18 protein-coding genes are annotated in these 18,105 nt (G+C 60.2%); 2 read left to right on the top strand and 16 right to left on the bottom strand.

The window, feature by feature from the left end:
* Positions 1-9 precede the first annotated feature (9 nt).
* The 7 genes from FFT87_RS07050 to FFT87_RS07020 form a co-directional block, all read right to left on the bottom strand.
* Positions 10-1,005, bottom strand: a complete 996-nt coding sequence (locus FFT87_RS07050) for a MoxR family ATPase (RefSeq protein ID WP_255560106.1) — start codon at positions 1,003-1,005, stop codon at positions 10-12.
* Between the two features lie 26 nt (positions 1,006-1,031).
* Positions 1,032-1,388, bottom strand: coding sequence for a PLD nuclease N-terminal domain-containing protein (locus tag FFT87_RS07045; protein WP_219950595.1), 357 nt, complete (start codon positions 1,386-1,388; stop codon positions 1,032-1,034).
* Between the two features lie 38 nt (positions 1,389-1,426).
* Complete coding sequence (gene cofE / locus FFT87_RS07040; protein WP_219950594.1) at positions 1,427-2,233, bottom strand: coenzyme F420-0:L-glutamate ligase; 807 nt, start codon at positions 2,231-2,233, stop codon at positions 1,427-1,429.
* Positions 2,234-2,271: 38 nt separating this feature from the next.
* Positions 2,272-3,285: a TIGR03557 family F420-dependent LLM class oxidoreductase gene (locus tag FFT87_RS07035; protein ID WP_219950593.1), complete on the bottom strand. Its 1,014-nt coding sequence runs from the start codon at positions 3,283-3,285 to the stop codon at positions 2,272-2,274.
* Positions 3,286-4,103: 818 nt separating this feature from the next.
* Positions 4,104-5,120 carry a glucose-6-phosphate dehydrogenase (coenzyme-F420) gene (gene fgd, locus FFT87_RS07030; protein WP_219950592.1) on the bottom strand — a complete coding sequence of 339 codons (1,017 nt, stop codon included), beginning with the start codon at positions 5,118-5,120 and terminating at the stop codon, positions 4,104-4,106.
* Positions 5,121-5,138: 18 nt separating this feature from the next.
* Complete coding sequence (coaD, locus tag FFT87_RS07025) at positions 5,139-5,627, bottom strand: pantetheine-phosphate adenylyltransferase (RefSeq protein WP_219950591.1); 489 nt, start codon at positions 5,625-5,627, stop codon at positions 5,139-5,141.
* Positions 5,628-5,778: 151 nt separating this feature from the next.
* Positions 5,779-7,893 carry an ATP-dependent DNA helicase RecG gene (locus FFT87_RS07020; RefSeq protein WP_255560132.1) on the bottom strand — a complete coding sequence of 705 codons (2,115 nt, stop codon included), beginning with the start codon at positions 7,891-7,893 and terminating at the stop codon, positions 5,779-5,781.
* Positions 7,894-8,009: 116 nt separating this feature from the next.
* Between FFT87_RS07020 and rsmD the strand changes: the two genes are divergently transcribed.
* Positions 8,010-8,582, top strand: a complete 573-nt coding sequence (rsmD, locus tag FFT87_RS07015; RefSeq protein WP_219950589.1) for a 16S rRNA (guanine(966)-N(2))-methyltransferase RsmD — start codon at positions 8,010-8,012, stop codon at positions 8,580-8,582.
* A gap of 11 nt (positions 8,583-8,593) precedes the next feature.
* On the opposite strand, the gene thiL is transcribed toward rsmD, so the two are convergent.
* A complete protein-coding gene (thiL, locus tag FFT87_RS07010; protein ID WP_219950588.1) occupies positions 8,594-9,586 on the bottom strand; it encodes a thiamine-phosphate kinase in 993 nt (330 codons plus the stop codon).
* 23 nt (positions 9,587-9,609) lie between these two features.
* Between thiL and FFT87_RS07005 the strand changes: the two genes are divergently transcribed.
* The gene (locus FFT87_RS07005; RefSeq protein WP_219950587.1) at positions 9,610-10,152 is read left to right on the top strand and encodes a DUF3515 family protein; all 543 of its coding nucleotides are present in this window, start codon (positions 9,610-9,612) and stop codon (positions 10,150-10,152) included.
* A gap of 17 nt (positions 10,153-10,169) precedes the next feature.
* On the opposite strand, the gene FFT87_RS07000 is transcribed toward FFT87_RS07005, so the two are convergent.
* The 8 genes from FFT87_RS07000 to FFT87_RS06965 all read right to left on the bottom strand — a co-directional run bounded on the left by FFT87_RS07000 (position 10,170) and on the right by FFT87_RS06965 (position 18,103).
* Positions 10,170-11,306 (bottom strand): D-alanine--D-alanine ligase family protein, encoded by a 1,137-nt coding sequence (locus FFT87_RS07000; RefSeq protein WP_219950586.1) that lies wholly within the window; start codon positions 11,304-11,306, stop codon positions 10,170-10,172.
* A 3-nt stretch (positions 11,307-11,309) separates the two neighbouring features.
* Positions 11,310-12,344: an NAD(P)H-dependent glycerol-3-phosphate dehydrogenase gene (locus FFT87_RS06995; RefSeq protein ID WP_219950585.1), complete on the bottom strand. Its 1,035-nt coding sequence runs from the start codon at positions 12,342-12,344 to the stop codon at positions 11,310-11,312.
* Entirely contained in the window at positions 12,331-13,077 is a 747-nt protein-coding gene (locus FFT87_RS06990) for a 1-acyl-sn-glycerol-3-phosphate acyltransferase (protein ID WP_219950584.1), read from the bottom strand. The genes FFT87_RS06995 and FFT87_RS06990 overlap by 14 nt, the downstream gene beginning before the upstream one ends.
* 30 nt (positions 13,078-13,107) lie before the next feature.
* Entirely contained in the window at positions 13,108-14,475 is a 1,368-nt protein-coding gene (murA, locus tag FFT87_RS06985; RefSeq protein ID WP_219950583.1) for a UDP-N-acetylglucosamine 1-carboxyvinyltransferase, read from the bottom strand.
* Positions 14,476-14,483: 8 nt separating this feature from the next.
* Positions 14,484-15,080, bottom strand: coding sequence for a 3-isopropylmalate dehydratase small subunit (gene leuD / locus FFT87_RS06980; RefSeq protein ID WP_219950582.1), 597 nt, complete (start codon positions 15,078-15,080; stop codon positions 14,484-14,486).
* Positions 15,080-16,540, bottom strand: coding sequence for a 3-isopropylmalate dehydratase large subunit (leuC, locus tag FFT87_RS06975; RefSeq protein ID WP_219950581.1), 1,461 nt, complete (start codon positions 16,538-16,540; stop codon positions 15,080-15,082). Before leuC ends, leuD begins: the two co-directional genes overlap by 1 nt.
* Before the next feature lie 148 nt (positions 16,541-16,688).
* Positions 16,689-17,411, bottom strand: a complete 723-nt coding sequence (locus tag FFT87_RS06970) for an FHA domain-containing protein (RefSeq protein ID WP_219950580.1) — start codon at positions 17,409-17,411, stop codon at positions 16,689-16,691.
* 65 nt (positions 17,412-17,476) lie between these two features.
* Complete coding sequence (locus tag FFT87_RS06965) at positions 17,477-18,103, bottom strand: hypothetical protein (RefSeq protein WP_219950579.1); 627 nt, start codon at positions 18,101-18,103, stop codon at positions 17,477-17,479.
* Positions 18,104-18,105: the final 2 nt, after the last annotated feature.

Below are 18,105 nucleotides of genomic sequence, written 5' to 3'. Positions count from 1 at the left end.
GAGCTGTTCCTAAGACGCCGCAGCGGTTACAGGAACCGGAGTTTCGGCGACAATACGCTCAATGACATCAGCAATCGAATGACCAGACAGTACTGCAGCGGTATCGCCGGCATGCCGAGCTGGAATCATCCGGTGAGCCAGCACCGTTACTGCCAGCGCATCGATGTCATCCGGCAACACGAATTCGCGGCCATCAATAGCAGCGCGAGCCTTAGCCGCACGCACCAAATGAAGAGTCGCTCGGGGGCTCGCCCCCACGCGAACTTCGCGGTCACGGCGAGTTGCCTGAGCAATCGCTACGGCATACTCCTCAACTGCAGTGCTCACGTAAACGCTGCGCACCGTCGCGATGAGATCGCGTAGCTGCTCGACGGTAACGACCGGAGTAAGTGCATCTAGCGGACTCGTTAGTTCGCGTGAGCGCAACATCGCCAACTCAGCGGCAGCATCGGGGTAGCCCATTGAAATACGGGCCATGAAGCGATCCCGCTGGGCCTCCGGCAGAGGATAAGTACCCTCCATCTCGATGGGGTTCTGGGTCGCAACAACAATGAACGGGCTCGTGAGTTCGTAGGTGTGGCCATCGACCGTCACACTCGACTCTGCCATGCACTCGAGCAACGCCGACTGCGTCTTGGGGCTGGCACGGTTAATCTCGTCGCCAATGACAATGTTGGCGAAAACAGGGCCTTTTTTGAACTCAAAGTCGCGGGTGTTTTGGTTGTACACCGAAACGCCAGTGATGTCGGCAGGCAGCAAGTCGGGAGTGAACTGCACTCGCGATACCGAGCAATCCACCGTGCGTGCCAGCGCGCGTGCCAGCATAGTTTTACCCACCCCCGGCACGTCTTCAATGAGGAGATGCCCCTCAGCAAGAAGCACCGTGAGGGCAAGCCGCACGGCGTCAGCTTTACCGTCAATTACGGTGGAAACGCTGCGCACTATCGCGGCGCAGTGACCATGGAACACGTCATCGGGCATCGGTGTGGAACTCACATCATCCATTCGTTGAGTCTGTCAGCGCTTGCACACTAGGGCAATTGCTTACGATTGCGCAGCTTCTCTTCGAGCTCACGAATCTCTTCTTGTTTCTGAAAGAACGCAATTTCAGCGTCGAGCTTGGCGAGCTCCGCCTCAGTGTTTCTCGTGTCACGCGGCGCAAGGGCTTCGCGACGCTGAGGCGCACCAAAACTACTGACCGGCTGTGCCTGCGCGTATTCGCGACCGATCGCGAGCCAGAGAATGGAGCCGATGAGCGGGAGAAAGATCACCACGAAAACCCACGTGACCTTGCCGAGATTCTTGATTCGCGATTCGTCGATCAGGATGACATCGACGAGTACTGCGATGAGCATTGCAAAGTACGCGAGTGAAATCAGACTCCCCATCTGATCAGGATAGCGCCAGACGCCCCCACAGTCGAGTATTAATCCTCTTTGAAGCCGGCGTGAGAGCCACCGTCAGAATTGTCGTGAGCCTCATCGAACCCGGCCATCCACGCCTCTTTGGTTCCCAGCCGAAACATGTCTTCTGGCCCAGTGCGCACGAGCGAGCGAGCCCCCACAGCGTCGAGATCGGCAACATGCCGACCGAGACCGCGAACAACAGCAACCGGCAACCCGCCCGCCTTGCCCTTCACTAGGTCCGTCGCCGCCGCGATTTCGTCGGCAACAGCCGTGACGCTCACCGCCAGAGGGCGACCCGATGCATCAACCGTTCCCCGCAAATCATCAAGCACGTGGATCCCGGCCGCACCAATCGCAATATCGGCTTGTCCTCTGCGCCAGGGCCGGCCAACCGTGTCGGTGATGACCACTCCGACACGCACACCGAAACGCTCGCGCAAACCCTGACAGAGACGCCGCGCGGTCGCATCAGGATCCAGCGGCAACAACAACACGACGCCGTCGGGGGTATTGCTTGAGTCAACGCCGGCTGCAGCCATCACAAGCCCGAGGCGATTCTCAACGATGCGGGTCACGCCGTGGGGATGCTCACGGGAGGCCACAAGCCTCACGGTCTCATCGGTTATCGCCTGCTCGCGGTCAGCAGCCTGCACCGTGCGCCCCTCAGCTTTGCTGACGATCTTGGAAGTCACTGTCAGAACGTCACCGCTCTCAAGGCCTCCAGACTCCACATCGCCAGAGTCGCTAATGAGCGCCGCAGCAATCACCTCGGTCAAGTCGATTCCGGACACAATCTCGGGGATGCCGGGCACAGCCCATGCGCTCATTCTCACCGTTCTAGTGTGCGGCATGGCAGCGCTTGCCACTACTTGCGCAGCGCTGGAAGCACGGCGCGACCGAATACCTCGAGGAACTCAGTCTGATTACGACCAACATTGTGGAGATAGATTCGGTCAAAGCCGAGGTCAAGGTAGCCCTGGATGTAAGCACGGTGCACATCGGGATCAGCGCTGACGGGCATCCGTCCTTCAAAGTCTGATGGTCGCACCATTCGAGCGAGTTGTTCAAGCTCGAACGGTGAGCGGATGTCGTTCTTAGCGAACCGTAAACCACCGTTTGGCCACTCGGTGATGGCATTCTTCATCGCTTGCTCGTCGGTCTCTGCCCAGCTGAGGTGCAACCGCAGAACGCGACTCTGCTGCGACGTGTCTCGGCCAGCTTCACGAGCGCCCTCGGCGAAACGCTTAAGTAACATGTCAATTTTCTCTAGAGGCGCAGCCTCCGTTATGAGCCCATCGACGGTCTTGCCCGCTCGTTTTGCTGCGACCGGCCCAGCGGTAGCGACCAAGATTTCGGGTGCAGTTTCTGGCATCGTCCAGAGTCGTGTCGATTCGAGCCGATAAAACTGGCCATCGTGGCGAACATCTTTTCCGGCCAGCCCCGAAGCGAACAACTTCTTGATGATGTCGACCGCCTCAAACATGCGGTTGATACGTTCAGGCGCTTCTGGCCAATACTGGCCAACGACATGCTCGTTGATAGCTTCACCGCTACCCAAACCCAACCAGTGGCGGCCGGGATTCATCGCGGCCAGCGTTGCTGACGCTTGAGCAACCATCGCGGGATGCCACCGAAAAGTGGGCGCGGTTACTCCGGTACCCAAATCGCCGCTCGTGGTCTGGCCAAGAGCACTCAGCACGTTCCACACGAAGGACGCCTGCCCCTGCTGCGGAGTCCACGGCTGATAATGATCAGCCGCCATCACCCCACGAAAACCGCGTGACTCTGCATGCTGGGCGAACTCCAAAACCTCGAGCGGATGAAACCTCTCGAGCATGGCGGCATAACCAATGTGGGGCGCAGAAACGGTTGCGGACATCTGTCTATTGTTGCGCGGACTGGGATGCAGCCGCACGCACCGCTGGTTGTCGCGGCAATAAACTGTCGTCAAATTGGGTCTTGATTCTGACTCAGCGATAGTTCTACACTGAGCAAACGCCAATTATCGAAAGGAGCCTCGCGTGTTTATTTCAACTATCGGAATGATTCCGACTACCGCCGGCTCCGTCGGCGCCTTCTCCGCATAGCTGGTTAGCGTTTCTCGCCAACCGGTTCTGACGGTGGCGGCGCTCACGGAGCACACCCGGCTCGAGACTCGAGCAAGCACGCATTCGCGTGCACTGATCGCAATCATTTGTGCGATCAGCTCAGTTCACCTTTCGAGCACTTTCGGGTAACCCACCTCGAACGATCCCTCGTGTAATCGAGTGCGCTCTCGCGCGCTCCCCCTGGCGAGCTTTAGCGCGCCCACTCACCGGATTCCTCAGTGAAAGAGAAGACACATGAACGACACCGTGACGACCAAACCCGGTCGCCAATACCACCCACCTGAACCCCAAGCCCCTGGTCAACAGTCGGGGCGAGTAGTGCGCAGATTCGGAGTTCTCGACCGAATCGCGCTACATCTGGGGGTTGCACTGGTCACCTGGAGCCGACGCCCGCAGCATCCGCGCTCCAGTGTTTCCATTGCGGCCCGTGCTGAAGATCAGCTCCGCCGCGAACGACTAGAACAAGCCAGAGCGCGCGTGGAGCAGAACTATCCGCGCTTCAACATCCGATGAGCGCCACACCGTCGACCGTCGCCGACATTGTCGGCGGCGGTCGCCCGCGTCTGCGGCAACCGTAGGCTGCAGAGTTTTAGAGCGCCCGCAATCGCGGCGCAATGTCGCGCTCGAAGAGTTCGAGGAACCGGCGCTGGTCGCCCCCGGGCGCGTGGAACACGAGGTGGTTGAGCCCGGCATCCACATATTGGCGAATCTCCTCGACGACCTTGTCTGGATCATTGCCGACGATCCAACGCGAAGCAATCTGCTCGATTGGCAGGGCGTCAGCAGCCTTCTCCATTTCAATGGGATCGGTGATGTCGTGCTTCTGCTCTTTGGAGAGCGCAAGCGGTGCCCAAAAACGGGTGTTTTCGAGGGCGAGCTCTGCATCAGTGTCATAGGAGAGCTTGATTTCGATCATCCGGTCGATGTCTTCGAACTTGCGGTCAGCCTTGGCCGCACCCTCCTTGACGCCGGGAATGAGCGCGTCGTTGTAAAGCTCCATGCCCTTGCCTGAGGTGCAAATGAAACCATCACCGGCACGGCCGGCATAGCGTGCAACCATCGGGCCGCCAGCCGCAATGTAGATCGGGATGGGCTGGTCGGGGCGGTCATAAATGCTGGCTTCGTGAGTGGAGTAATACTCTCCCTCAAACGACACCCGATCCTCGGTCCAGAGTGCACGCATGAGGCGAACCGATTCGCGCAAGCGAGCGAAGCGCTCCTTGAACTCAGGCCAGTCCTGCGCTCCAGCACCGCGGAATCCGGTCGCGATCTCGTTGAGCGCTTCACCGCTGCCCACACCGAGCATGATGCGACCAGGGTAAAGGCAGCCCATCGTTGCGAATGCCTGTGCAAGCACAGCAGGGTTGTAGCGGAACGTCGGGGTCATCACGCTCGTACCGATACGGATCGTGCTCGTGCGCTCCCCCACTGCCGCCATCCAGCTCAGTGAGAATGGTGCGTGTCCGCCCTCGTGGCGCCATGGCTGAAAGTGGTCGCTCACGGCGACGCTTTCCATTCCATGCGCTTCTGCCGCAACCGCAATCTCTACGAGCTCGCGGGGGGCGAATTGTTCGGCTGACGCTTTGTATCCGAGGGTGAGTGTCATGAACCCATTGTGCCGGTGTTAGTCCCGCGGTGCTTGCAAAAATTCAGAAACGGAGCGCGGAACATACGGCGCGACGTCGCCGCCGAGTGCCGCAACTTGACGTACAAGAGAACTTGAGACGTGAGCGTGAGCGGGGTTCGGCAACATGAACACTGTCTCGACCCCAGCAAGATCGCGATTCACAATCGCCATCGGAGTTTCGTAGGCGACATCCACTTGAGAGCGGATGCCCTTGATGATGACGCTCGCGCCGACGTCGGTGCAGTAGTCGACGAGTAAACCCATGCTCCAGCTGGTGACCCGAATGTTGCCCTTGAGGCGAGCATCTGCGACCGCTTGCTCGATGAGCGAAACACGCTGCGCGATGGGCAATAACGCTGTCTTACCGGGGTTATGCACGACGAGAACGTGCACTTCGTCAAAGGTTTTCGCTGCCCGCTCAATCACGTCGAGGTGGCCAAGGGTGACAGGGTCAAAGGACCCAGGAACAACAGCGATCCGACTCATGCTTCAACGATAGTGGCTGAGCGCTGGATGCCGCGTGGGAGTTCGCTGTGCGAGGAAATATCGCACACCCGTCCGCTGCGGAACGGCCAAGCGCATGGCGTATTCGCGTCAGGTCTCCGCGGGTCGCGTCGAGACTCGACCCCTCGCGGGACTAGTTCTTGCCGAGGAAGGCTTCAGCGCTCTCGTCGAGGCGGCGCTTAAGAGCATCGGCGAGCGCCGCATGTTCGGCCAGTGTCGGGTCAGCGGCAAGAACCGAGTGCGCTGCTTCGCGTGCTTCCGCAATGAGCTGCCCGTCGTTAGCGACTCGCAGCAATTTGAGGCTCGAACGTCCACCCGACTGCACGCCGCCGAGAACGTCACCTTCACGGCGAAGCTCCAAATCTTTATTAGCCAGTTCGAAACCGTCGAGAGTGGATGCCACAGCCTCAACCCGTTCGCGTGCCAGCGACTCCCCCTCGGCCGCCGTCACAAACAAGCACAGCCCCGGAACGCCACCTCGACCAACACGACCACGCAACTGGTGTAGCTGCGATACGCCGAAGCGATCCGCGTCGAGCACAACCATCACCGATGCATTGGGCACGTCGACGCCGACTTCGATCACCGTGGTTGCCACAAGAACATCGATGTCCCCCGCGGCAAAAGCGCGCATGAGATCGTCTTTCTCCTCGCTCGAGAGCTTGCCGTGGAGCGCCTCAATCCGCTTGCCAGCGAGCACCTCGTTGCTGCGGAGCGACGCCAATACCTCGGTGACGTTGGCAATCGGGCGCGGCGGTCCGGCATCCGGATCGTCGGATGCTTTCGGTGCCGGTTCACTGCCGGGTTCTTCAGTCTTGGCATCAATGGCCGGGCACACCACGAAGCCCTGACGGCCGACAGCGAGCTCTTCGGCCAATCGCTGCCAGACACGAGACACCCAGCCCGGCTTCTCGGCCAGCGGTACAACATGGCTGCTAATCGGCTGGCGACCGGCGGGCAGTTCTGCGATCGACGAAATATCGAGGTCACCAAACACCGTCATCGCGACGGTCCGCGGGATGGGCGTTGCCGTGAGTACGAGAACGTGCGGCGGCTTGGCCCCCTTGAGGCGCAGCGCTTCGCGCTGGTCAACCCCAAAGCGGTGCTGCTCATCCACCACAACGAGACCGAGGTCAATGAAGGTAACGGCATCGCCCAAGAGTGCATGGGTGCCGATGACAATGCGAGAGGCACCCGACACAGTCGCGAGGAGAGCCTTCTTGCGTTCGGCCGTGGGCAACTGGCCGGTGATAAGGGTTGGCCGCAGTTCGGCCGCGAGATCGGGGCCCAGCGTACGGATGATCGAACGGAAATGTTGATGCGCCAAGACCTCGGTTGGCGCGAGCAAAGCCGATTGGCCGCCCGACTGCGCAACCGCCAACATTGCCCTGAGCGCCACGAGAGTCTTACCGGAACCGACCTCACCCTGCACGAGACGGTTCATCGGAACAGGCGCAGCCAGATCGTGAAAGATTTCCTCCCCCACCGTCTGCTGATCACCCGTGAGAGTAAATGGCAGCGCCGCATCGAATCCCTCAAGCAACGGACCGGCCGTGCGCGCAATCGCCTCTGACTCGCGCTGCTTCTGACGTTGCTGCAAGAGTGCAGACTGCAAGACAAACGCCTCTTGGAAGCGAAGCGCGTCACGGGCGCTGCGCCAATCGGCGTCGACCTTGGGGCGGTGTACAAGCTCGAGAGCCTTGCCATACGGCAGCAGTTCGCGTTCGCGTCGAATCGCATCCGGCACCGGGTCATCGAGCGGGCCCAGAGTGTCGAGGATGACCTCGACGGCCTTCTGGATCTGCCAACTCGCGACCGTAGACGTAGCGGGATAAATGGGGATCGGCTGCTCGGCCCACGACTTGGCCTGCTCGGGCTTCTTCAGCTCGAGAGCATCCCGGTCAAAAAGTTCATAGTCAGGATGCGCGAGCTGGCGGGTGCCACGATATTGGCCCACTTTGCCCGCGAAGATTCCGCGCACACCGGGTGACAACTCATTGGCACGCCACGCCTGATTGAAAAACGTGAGAGTCAGGATGCCCGTGCCATCGCTGATCGACACCTCGAGAATGGAGCCACGCTTGTTGCGCATCGGACGGTTACGCACCTCGCGCACCTCAGCGACGATTGTCACCGCCTCATCCAGCGGCAACTGGGCCAACGCCGTGAGCTCGCCGCGCCGTGCATAACGACGCGGATAGTGGGTCAGCAGATCGCCGACCGTGAGCAGACCAAGACCACGCTGCATCGAGGTAGCGGTACGCCCGCCCAAGACGGCGCTGAGCTTCTGATCAAGGGGCGAGGTCACCCTAGAAGAGTACCCGCGACCACCGGCGTTCTTCAGACGGCTAGGCTCGAAAGGCCATGACACGCATCATTGCCGGATACGCCGGCTCCCTCACCATTGCCGTTCCGAGCTCGGGCACGCGCCCCACCAGCGACCGGTTGCGCGAAGCCATCTTCTCGGCGCTTGAAGCCCGCGACGCCATCGTCGGCGCCCGCGTGCTCGACCTGTACGCCGGCACCGGAGCGCTCGGCCTCGAATCCGCCTCCCGCGGTGCACCCCACGTCACCCTCGTGGAGAACAACGCTCGCGCCGCCGCCACCTGCCGCAAAAACGCCACCCTCATTGCGGCGAAAGCTCCGCGTGGATCAAAGCCAATCATTCTCACCGCCGCCCGTGCCGTGCACACCTTCTTGGAGACATCCGGTGATCAGTGGGATCTTGTGTTCATCGATCCGCCCTATGAACTCGGCAATGGCGAACTGCTCGGGGCACTCGAGCTGCTCGCGAGCCAGCTCAGCCCCGACGCGCTCGTGATTGTCGAACGCAGCTCACGCGACCCCGAGCCCGAGTGGCCTGCCGGTCTCGAACTCGATCGCCGCAAAGACTACGGCGACACCACGCTCTACTGGGTTCAACCGACCGAGGTCTAGGCGACCGGGGTCTAGCCGACGGCACCGTCCCAGCCCGCATAGGGATCCCAACCGCCACGCTCGGTGTACGCAATACCGTCAACGAGCACGCCTTCGCCATCAACGACTCGGCCGATAGCGCGGAACCCTGCTGGCAGCGGTGCTGACTCGGGGAATGTCGCGAGCAGCGAATGATCTTCGCCGCCGTCGAGCTGCACCCGGCCACCTACTGCTTCGGATGAGAGATCCAACCCCACGTTGCTGGCCGTAGCAATACGGCGAGCATCAATCGCGAGCCCATCGCTGAGGTCAAGCATTGCCGTGGCTCCTCCGAGTGAGGCGACCTTGCCATCTGCGATCGGAGGCGCTGGCCGGAGTTGGGCGGCGAGAGCATCGGGATGCGTCATAGCCAGCGCTGCTGCGGCTGCGGCATCCGGTTCTCCGTCGACGATGCCTGCGGTGAATAACAGCCTGAGGCCCTCAGCAGCGAGGCCGAGCGTGCCAGACACCGCCACAACATCGCCAACACGGGCGCCGGAACGCAGAACGGGGGCACGACCCTCAAGGTCGCCAAACGCTGTAATCACAATCGTGAGCACGGTCGACACAGAGAGGTCGCCGCCAATCACTCCGCTGCCGGGCGCAAGCGCCTCACAGCCCTCGCGAAGTCCGTCAGCAATTGCTTCGAGTGCCGAAACCGGGGTGTCGTTTGGCGCCGCAATTGCGACGACCAAACCGGTCGGAACCGCGCCCATTGCGGCGATATCCGAGAGGTTCGTAGCAGCAGCTTTCCAGCCCAAATCGTAGGGAGAAGACCACGCGAGTCGAAAATCTGGGCCATGGATCATCATGTCTGTCGTGATCACGACGCGCTTGTCTGGCGTTGCCAAGACAGCAGAATCGTCACCAGGCCCCAGTAGCTCTGCCGCAGCAGACGGCAGGCGAGGAAAGATGCGCTTGAGGGCGGCAAGCTCCCCAACGCCACCGAGAGTGTCAGGGGTCTCGCTCTGGCGGTCAATCGTCATATTCTCACGGTAGCCTGAAGGCGATGAGAACGACGACCCGCACCCCCATGATCGCCCTAATCGCGATGGTTCCTTTGTTGGCAACGCTGGGCGGATGCGCGTCGATAGTGCCGCTTGAACCCGCCGCCGATTCGGCGAACCCTGCATGCGCCGACGTCATCGTTCGGCTCCCTGACGCTGTTACCGGGCTCGATAAGCGTGAAACCAACGCGCAGGGAACTGGCGCGTGGGGCGAGCCAGCAAGCATTTTGTTGCTGTGCGGAGTAGCCGTTCCCGACCCGACTGCTGCATTGGCCTGCGTCACAGCGCCCAACGACGGCATCGATTGGCTACGCGACGACAGCGATGCCCCGAACTATGTCTTCACGTCATACGGCCGCGATCCCGCGGTGCAGGTGATTATTGACAGCGACGGCGATCCCGACATTGATGGCGATGAAGTTTCCGGATTCGAAGCACTCAGCGACCTCGCCGGTGCTGTGAGCCAAGTCCCTGCTGACCGTTTCTGTCTTGAACTGTCAGATGCCCCAGCGCCCGACGCGGATGCTGACGCCGAGTCCGAGTAGGACCAAGCGCCTAGCGCCTAGCGAACGGTTTCGAGCCCCAGCTCAATGAGCTCGTCGATGAGCTCTGGATAGCTCATTCCACTCGCGGCCCAGCACTTAGGGAACATCGAGATCGGGGTGAAGCCGGGCAGGGTGTTGATCTCGTTGACGACGAACTCGGTGCCATCGAAGAAGAAATCGACACGGGCAAGTCCTGCCCCACCGATTGCCTCGAAGGCGCGGGCCGCGGTTCGTTGCATTTGCCAGAGTTCGCCATCGTGCAGCGGCGCCGGACAAATCAGTTGTGCCGCGGAGACATCAAGATATTTGGCTTCGAAGTCGTAGAAATCACGACCGGTGACGACGATCTCACCGGCAAGACTGACGCGAGTTTCGGCGCCGTCACGACCCGAGAGCACTCCACACTCAATCTCTCGCCCCGTCATCGCCTGCTCGACCAAGGCGGTGGAGTCTTCCGCGAACGCGGTCGCAAAAGCGTCATCCAGCTCGTCGGGGCCATTTACTTTCGTGACGCCGACCGACGATCCGGCACGGGCCGGTTTCACGAAAACGGGGAAGCCGATGCTGGAGGAACGTGTGCGCCAGACCGCCGGTTCTCGTGCCCACTGTGCCGCTGACACGGTCACCCATGGGGCTACCGCCACCCCTGCAGCCTCGAGGGCAAGCTTCGTAAAATGCTTGTTCATGCCCATTGCAGAGGCGAGGACGCCATTTCCGACATAGGGCAGTCCGGTGAGTTCTATCAGCCCCTGGATCGTGCCATCTTCGCCGAATGGTCCATGCAAAATGGGGAAAACCACATCGACGTCGCCGAGGCTGCGGGTCGCACCGTTGGTGTCCGTGACTGTCAGTTGACGCGAGAGCGCCGTTTCTGGCCAGTGAATACGCGTGCCGTTATCGCCGACTTCGGGCATCGCCTCGGGGTTGAGCGTAAACATATCGGCGTCATCAGGCTGAAGCGTAAACGCGCCATCGCGAGTGATCCCTACCGGAATCACCGTATATTTTGTGCGATCAATTGCCGAGAGCACGCCGCCAGCTGTCGCACAACTGATGCTGTGCTCTGACGAGCGGCCGCCGAACAGCAACACCACCGTTTTCAGGGGCTGGGCTGTCAATGGGGACTTGGCCGTCGCCGGGGGCTGGTCCGTCAATGTCTATTCCCCCTGTGGAAGATCGTCGGTCGTCAAATGCGGAGCAATATCCCGCGGAGCGAGCGTACCCGCAAGCACCTCGGCGACTTGGCTCACGATCGGCATGTCGACGCCCTTCGAAAGCGCAAGTTCGAGAATCGGTGCGACCGAAGAAAGCCCTTCGGCGGTCTGATTCATCTGCTTGATTACTTCAGAGAAGCTATAGCCCTGACCGAGGAGACGGCCTGCCGTGTTGTTGCGCGAGAGAGACGACTCGCACGTAGCGATGAGGTCGCCAAGACCCGCAAGTCCTGCCAGAGTTTCTGCTCGCGCCCCAAAAGCGACCGAAAAATCAGTCATTTCGGCGAGTCCGCGAGTGATGATCGAGGCCTTCGTGTTCTCGCCGTAGCCAACGCCGTCGACGATGCCGATAGCGACCGCGATGAGGTTCTTCAGCACGCCGCCAAATTCGGTACCAATGACATCCGTGTTCACAAAGGAACGGAAGTATCGGTTGCGGGCCGTCACGGCCACAGTGGTGGCTGTTTCCAAGCTTGCACTGCTCATCACGGCCGCAGTCGGCTGTTCCTTGGCGATTTCTAAGGCCAAGTTGGGGCCGGATGCCACCGCGACTCGACTGGGGTCGACGCCGAGTTCCTGCAGGATCACTTCGCTCATCCGTGCTCCGGTGCCCTTTTCGACACCCTTCATGAGCGAGACGATGAGGGCATCCTCGGGAATTAACTCCCGAACGATGCGTAGGTTTTCGCGCAGCGACTGGCTGGGCACTGAAAGGTAAACCTGTTCTGCACCGTCAAGCACTTCATGCAGCTTGTCACTCGCCCACAGCGATCGTGGCAGGTTGATCCCTGGCAAGTAGTCACTGTTGCGCTTGGACTGCGAGATTTCACGAGCGAGTTCAGGGCGGCGGGCCCACAGCGCTACATCGTTGCCGCCATCGGCAAGGATCTTGGAGAACGTTGTGCCCCACGAACCAGCACCGAGCACCGCAACACGGCGGGCGGGGGCGTGGTCGGAATCGACATTAGCGTTGATCAAAACGGCCAACCTCACTCTGACCGTGATCGGCCGGGTTGTAGCGAACCTTCGGAGCAGTTTCGCCGCGAAGCTCCTCAAGCAGTTCGGTGATGGCAATCATGAGTTTCTCCGTAGCCTCAGCGAGTACTCGGGAATCCAGATGTTTGCCCTCAAATTCGGACAAATCTACGGGTTCACCAAAAATAATATGAACAGTCTTCCGGGGAAAAATACTAATCCGTTTTGAATATCGCGGCAGGATTTCTTGAGCGCCCCAGCTCGCAGAAGGAATCAAGGGGACCCCGGCGGCGAGTGCCGTACGCACCGCACCATATTTTCCTCGCATCGGCCACATGTCGGGTTCGCGCGTCAGCGTACCTTCGGGGTAGACGACCACGGCAAGACCTTGATTGGTAATCTGGCGCGCGGCTTTCATCGGATCCGCTCCGCTGCGACTCTGGGCTGCACGCTGCACGGGAACTTGGCCCGATTTTTTCAGCAACCAGCCCATAACCGGAACATCGAAGAGCGCGGCTTTGGCCATGTAGCGCGGCATTCGCCCGATTTTCCACATACCGACACCAATCACTACCGGGTCGATCTTGCTGTAGTGATTGGGCGAGAGAACGAAAGCTCCCTGCGCGGGCACATTGTGAGCGTCGTGAATTTTGTATTTCGCGATCACTGTCATGGCAGGCAAAATCAGAAACGCCAGAGTCCGAAAAACAGCCGTCTTCTCAGATTTCACGCGCATTCCCCGTTTCGGGCTCGACGGCACCGCGCGTTACCCCTCGTAAATGAAGTCGGCGCCGAGGGACTCGAGCTTGTCAACAAAGTGCTCATAGCCACGGGCGATGATGCCAACGTTGCTCACGGTTGACTGGCCTTCGGCGGTCAACGCGGCAATGAGGTGGCTGAACCCGCCGCGAAGGTCAGGGATCTCAACATCGGCACCATGAAGTGGCGTTGGCCCGATGATGACTGCGGCTTGCTCTAGCGGACGACGAGGAACGCGACGACTAACCGACTCAAGCCCCTCTTCGTAGACCTCAATGTCGGCGCCCATCTCGATGAGTGCCGAGGTAAATCCCAAACGATTCTCGTAGACAGTCTCGTGAACTACCGATCGCCCCTCAGCCTGAGTAAGCGCAACAATCAATGGCTGCTGCCAGTCGGTCATGAAACCGGGGTGAACGTCTGTCTCAATGACGACGGGCTTGAGCGCACCGCCCGGGTGCCAGAAACGGATGCCGTCTTCAGCGACGTCGAATGCTCCCCCGACTTTGCGGAAGATATTCAAGAAGTTCATCAGCTCTTGTTGCTTCGCACCTTCGACGAAAATATCGCCACCGGTTGCCAGAGCTGCGGATGCCCAACTTGCGGCCTCGTTGCGGTCGAAGAGCGCACGGTGGTTGTAGCCGCTGAGCTTCTCGACACCCTCAATGAAGATGACGCGGTTGGGCTCGACATTGATGATCGCGCCCATCTTTTGCAGGATGGCAATGAGATCCATGATCTCAGGCTCAATAGCCGCACCCTTGAGCTCGGTAACGCCCTTAGCGAGAACCGCAGTGAGGAGAACCTGTTCGGTTGCTCCCACGCTGGGGTATGGCAAGTCGATATCGGCACCGTGAAGTCCATCGGGAGCCGTGAGTCGAATACCTTCATAGCTCTTATCGACTACTGCACCGAACGCACGCAGGGCATCCAAGTGGAAGTCAATGGGACGGTCGCCAATGCGGCAACCACCGAGGTCGGGAATGAGCGCTTCGCCGAGGCGGTGCAGCAGCGGTCCGCAGAAGAGAATCGGGATACGGCTAGAGCCAGCAAGCGCGTCGATCTTGGCAAAGTGTGCCTTGAGAACATTCTTGGGGTCGAGGGTGAGCTCGCCGTCGCCGGTCTCCGTGACAGTGACCCCGTACGCTTCGAGCATTCCGGTGACGACACCAACGTCGCTAATGGCCGGAACATCTTTGAGCACGCTGGGGGTGTCTGCGAGCAGAGCCGCAACCATCGCCTTGGTGGCGAGGTTTTTTGCGCCGCGAACGTTGATGCGCCCACGAAGCGGCTTTCCACCATTGATGATGATCTGGTTGGAAAGTAATCCGGTTCGCTTGGCTGCGGCTGTTGAGTCTTGAGCCAATGGATTCATCGTTACCTCTACTTCGCTGGCAAAGTCTTAGGTCGCCATGATTCTCGGCGGCTTTCGAACTCCGTGATGTCTGTTTCGTTTCTCAGAGTGAGGCCGATGTCATCGAGCCCCTCAAGCAAACGCCACCTAGTGTAATCATCTATCTCGAAAGTGAACTGCGTTGAACCCGCAGTTACCGTGCGAGCTTCGAGATCGACCGTGATCTCAAGACCGGGCTCGGCGTCGATGAGAGCCCAGATTGTTTCGATTTCTTCTTCAGTTAGCTGGGCTGCGAGCAAACCCTGCTTTCCTGAGTTGCCCCGAAAAATATCGCCAAAACGGGAACTGAGAACTGCCTGAAAGCCGTAATCGCGCAGTGCCCACACCGCGTGCTCGCGGCTGGAGCCCGTGCCGAAGTCGGAACCGGTGACCAATATTTTGCCGTGGCTGTATGGCTCGCGGTTAAGGATGAAGTCGGGATCTTGACGCCATGCAAAAAACAACGCATCGTCGAATCCGGTCTTCGTTACTCGCTTCAGAAACTCTGCAGGAATGATCTGGTCGGTGTCGACATTGCTGCGCTTGAGCGGAACGGCGATTCCGCTGACGGTGGTGACCTTGTCCATTAGCGCGACTCCTCTGCGGTTGTTGCGGCGAGCGCCATCTGTTCGGGCAGCGGGCTGTTTTCGAGGTCCCACGGGCTAGAGAGTGTTCCGCGGATGGCGGTGGCTGCGGCAACGAGGGGCGACACCAGATGCGTGCGACCTCCCTTGCCTTGGCGGCCTTCGAAGTTGCGGTTACTGGTGGAAGCGCAACGCTCCCCCGGGGCTAGCTGGTCTGGGTTCATTCCGAGGCACATGGAGCAGCCGGCGAAGCGCCACTCAGCGCCAAACTCTTCAACGATCTTGTCGATGCCTTCGGCTTCGGCTTCGATGCGCACGCGAGCGGAGCCCGGCACAACCATGACACGAACGTGGTCCGCTTTCTTGCGGCCCTGAATGATCGACGCGAATGCACGCAAGTCTTCAATCCGGCTGTTAGTGCACGACCCCATGAAGACGGCATCCACTCGGATGTCTTTCATCGGCATCCCAGCATCGAGCGCCATGTACTCAATCGCGCGTTCTGCGGATGCCCTGTCGTTGGGGTCGCTAATGTCGGCAGGAACCGGAACGTTGTCGCTGAGCGAGACGCCCTGGCCGGGGTTGGTTCCCCAGGTGACGAACGGCTCGAGCGTGTTGGCATCGAGGAAGACTTCGGCGTCGAAGACAGCGTCGTCGTCGGTGGCGAGAGTGTTCCAGTATTCAACGGCGGCATCCCAGTCGGTACCCTCTGGTGCGTGCGGACGACCCTGCAGGTAGTCGTAGGTGATCTGGTCTGGGGCGATCATTCCGGCGCGGGCACCAGCCTCAATCGACATGTTGCAGATCGTCATGCGGCCCTCCATAGAGAGAGCACGAATGGCGCTGCCACGGAATTCGAGCACGTAGCCTTGGCCACCGCCGGTTCCGATCTGCGCAATTACGGCAAGGATGATGTCTTTTGCGGTAACGCCGGGCCGCAGTTCACCCTCCACGGTGATCGCCATCGTCTTGAATGCTTTGAGCGGAAGAGTTTGAGTAGCGAGCACGTGCTCAACTTCACTAGTGCCGATGCCGAAAGCCATTGCACCAAATGCGCCGTGCGTGCTGGTGTGCGAGTCGCCACAGACCACAGTGATGCCTGGCATGGTGAGACCAAGTTGCGGGCCAACGACGTGCACGATGCCCTGTTCGATGTCGCCGAGTGAATGCAAGCGCACGCCGAACTCTTTAGCGTTCTTGCGCAAAGTTTCGATCTGGGTGCGACTCGTGAGATCAGCGATCGGCTTGTGGATCGCGAGAGTCGGGGTGTTGTGATCTTCAGTGGCGATAGTGAGGTCGGGGCGGCGGACCGGGCGGCCGGCCATCCGAAGTCCATCGAATGCTTGAGGGCTCGTGACTTCGTGCACAAGGTGAAGGTCGATGTAGATGAGGTCGGGAGTGCCATCGGCACCCTTGACGACCAGATGGTCATCCCACACTTTCTCTGCCAGGGTCTTGCCCATAGCGCACCTCTTTCGAATCAACGATCGCGCGAAAAACTGCGCGACTCAATCTCTCTAGTCTACGCCGCGCCACCAGTGACCACTGATGGCCTTTCATCATTCGGCCGCAACACGAGGCCACCCCCAGACGTTGGGCGCTGACGGGCGCTTAGATGCGGTCTACAGCCACGACGAACTGCCCTAATCTCAGCTGCGAACCGGGCCGAACCTGAACCGCCTCGCCCGGCCTAACGGCAATCTCCGCAGCCTCCGGATACTGAAGAAATACGCCGTTCGTCGAGTGTAGATCGTGCGCCACGAGGTCTCCGTCGGGCGTGACCTGGAGCGCGGCATGCGTCTTGGATACCGACTTGAGCGGGTCGATGACCGGCAGCACTGCAGCATCCGGCCACTGTGCGTTGATCGCGGGGCCACGGCCAAGGAGGGTAGTGCGGTGGAGCGAAAGTTGGGTGCCGTCAGCAAGGGTGATTTGCCACGCGAGGGTTGCTCGAGGCGCCGCGACAAAGCGCGTCTCTTCGTCTACCGCGTCATTGGGCTCGTCATTGAACTTGTCATCGATGGCACGGGCCGCAAGAGAAATCGCGTCGTCGATGGGAGGAGGCGCGGAGTGCTGCGAAGCCGGCGGAGCAGGCTCCGGCGCTGGCGCCCCTAGCGTGCTGGCGGGAAAGAACGCGGGTGCGTCATCCAGGCTTGGGCGAGAAACAACCTGCGGCTGCGGCATTCGATAGGTGCCAGAATCGACGACTCCGGGAGGCATCTCGATCACTTCGCCGCTAGGGTCTGATTCAGCCTGAGTGGGATTCGGTGGAGTTTTTGTGGGCACCATGCCGGGAGGGGGAACGATGAAATCGTTCTCATCTCCAGCGCTCATGCGGCAAACCTTTCAACACGGGTCGAAAGGCAACCTTAACTCATTCTCGCCGTTGCCGGTGCAGGTTAGTGAGCTACCGGTTGCGGTTGAGGGGCCTCCCACCGAATTGTCGAAATCACTGCGTCGAAGAGCGCGAGCATCTGCTCTTCAAACTCGGCATAGCCGGTTGAGAACGTAATCATCGCGATGCGGTTGGGGTTCGCTGCTGCCAGCCAGTAGTCGACCTCCAACATCTCCGTCTTTGTGTCTTCGTTGGAGGGGTCGAGCTGCGCGGTGCGGCGCCAAGAATGACGCACTGCTTGAATCGCCAGCCCAGAAACATCAGCGCTCGTCACCGCGGGGTCAGTGGTTGTGATTCCTTGCTCGAGAAAGGTCTTGAGGTCGCTGAGACCGAGCGCGTCGAAGTCAGTGGACTCAATCTCTGGCTCGAACACGACTGCCCATGCTGGCAACGGAATTCCTTTGGCCAGCTCAATCGCAACGAACATGGATGTGGCCCCGCCTTCGCGGGCTGGATCCGCTGCTGCCTGAAACCGAGTTCGAAGGTCGGCTCGCAACGTTGCGAGTTGATCGACGTTACCGACGACGTCGTTGACGAGACGTCGAATCGAGCGGCGGCTCGATGCTTCGGTGGCGAGGTCAACTCTGCCCCACTGACCAGGAAGACTAAAGCGCGGTGAGGTGTTCGACATAT

Source organism: Salinibacterium sp. M195 (assembly GCF_019443965.1).
GTDB lineage: Bacteria > Actinomycetota > Actinomycetes > Actinomycetales > Microbacteriaceae > Rhodoglobus.
Note: the sequence above shows the minus strand (reverse complement) of the source record. Positions and strands in the feature narration are given on the sequence as shown.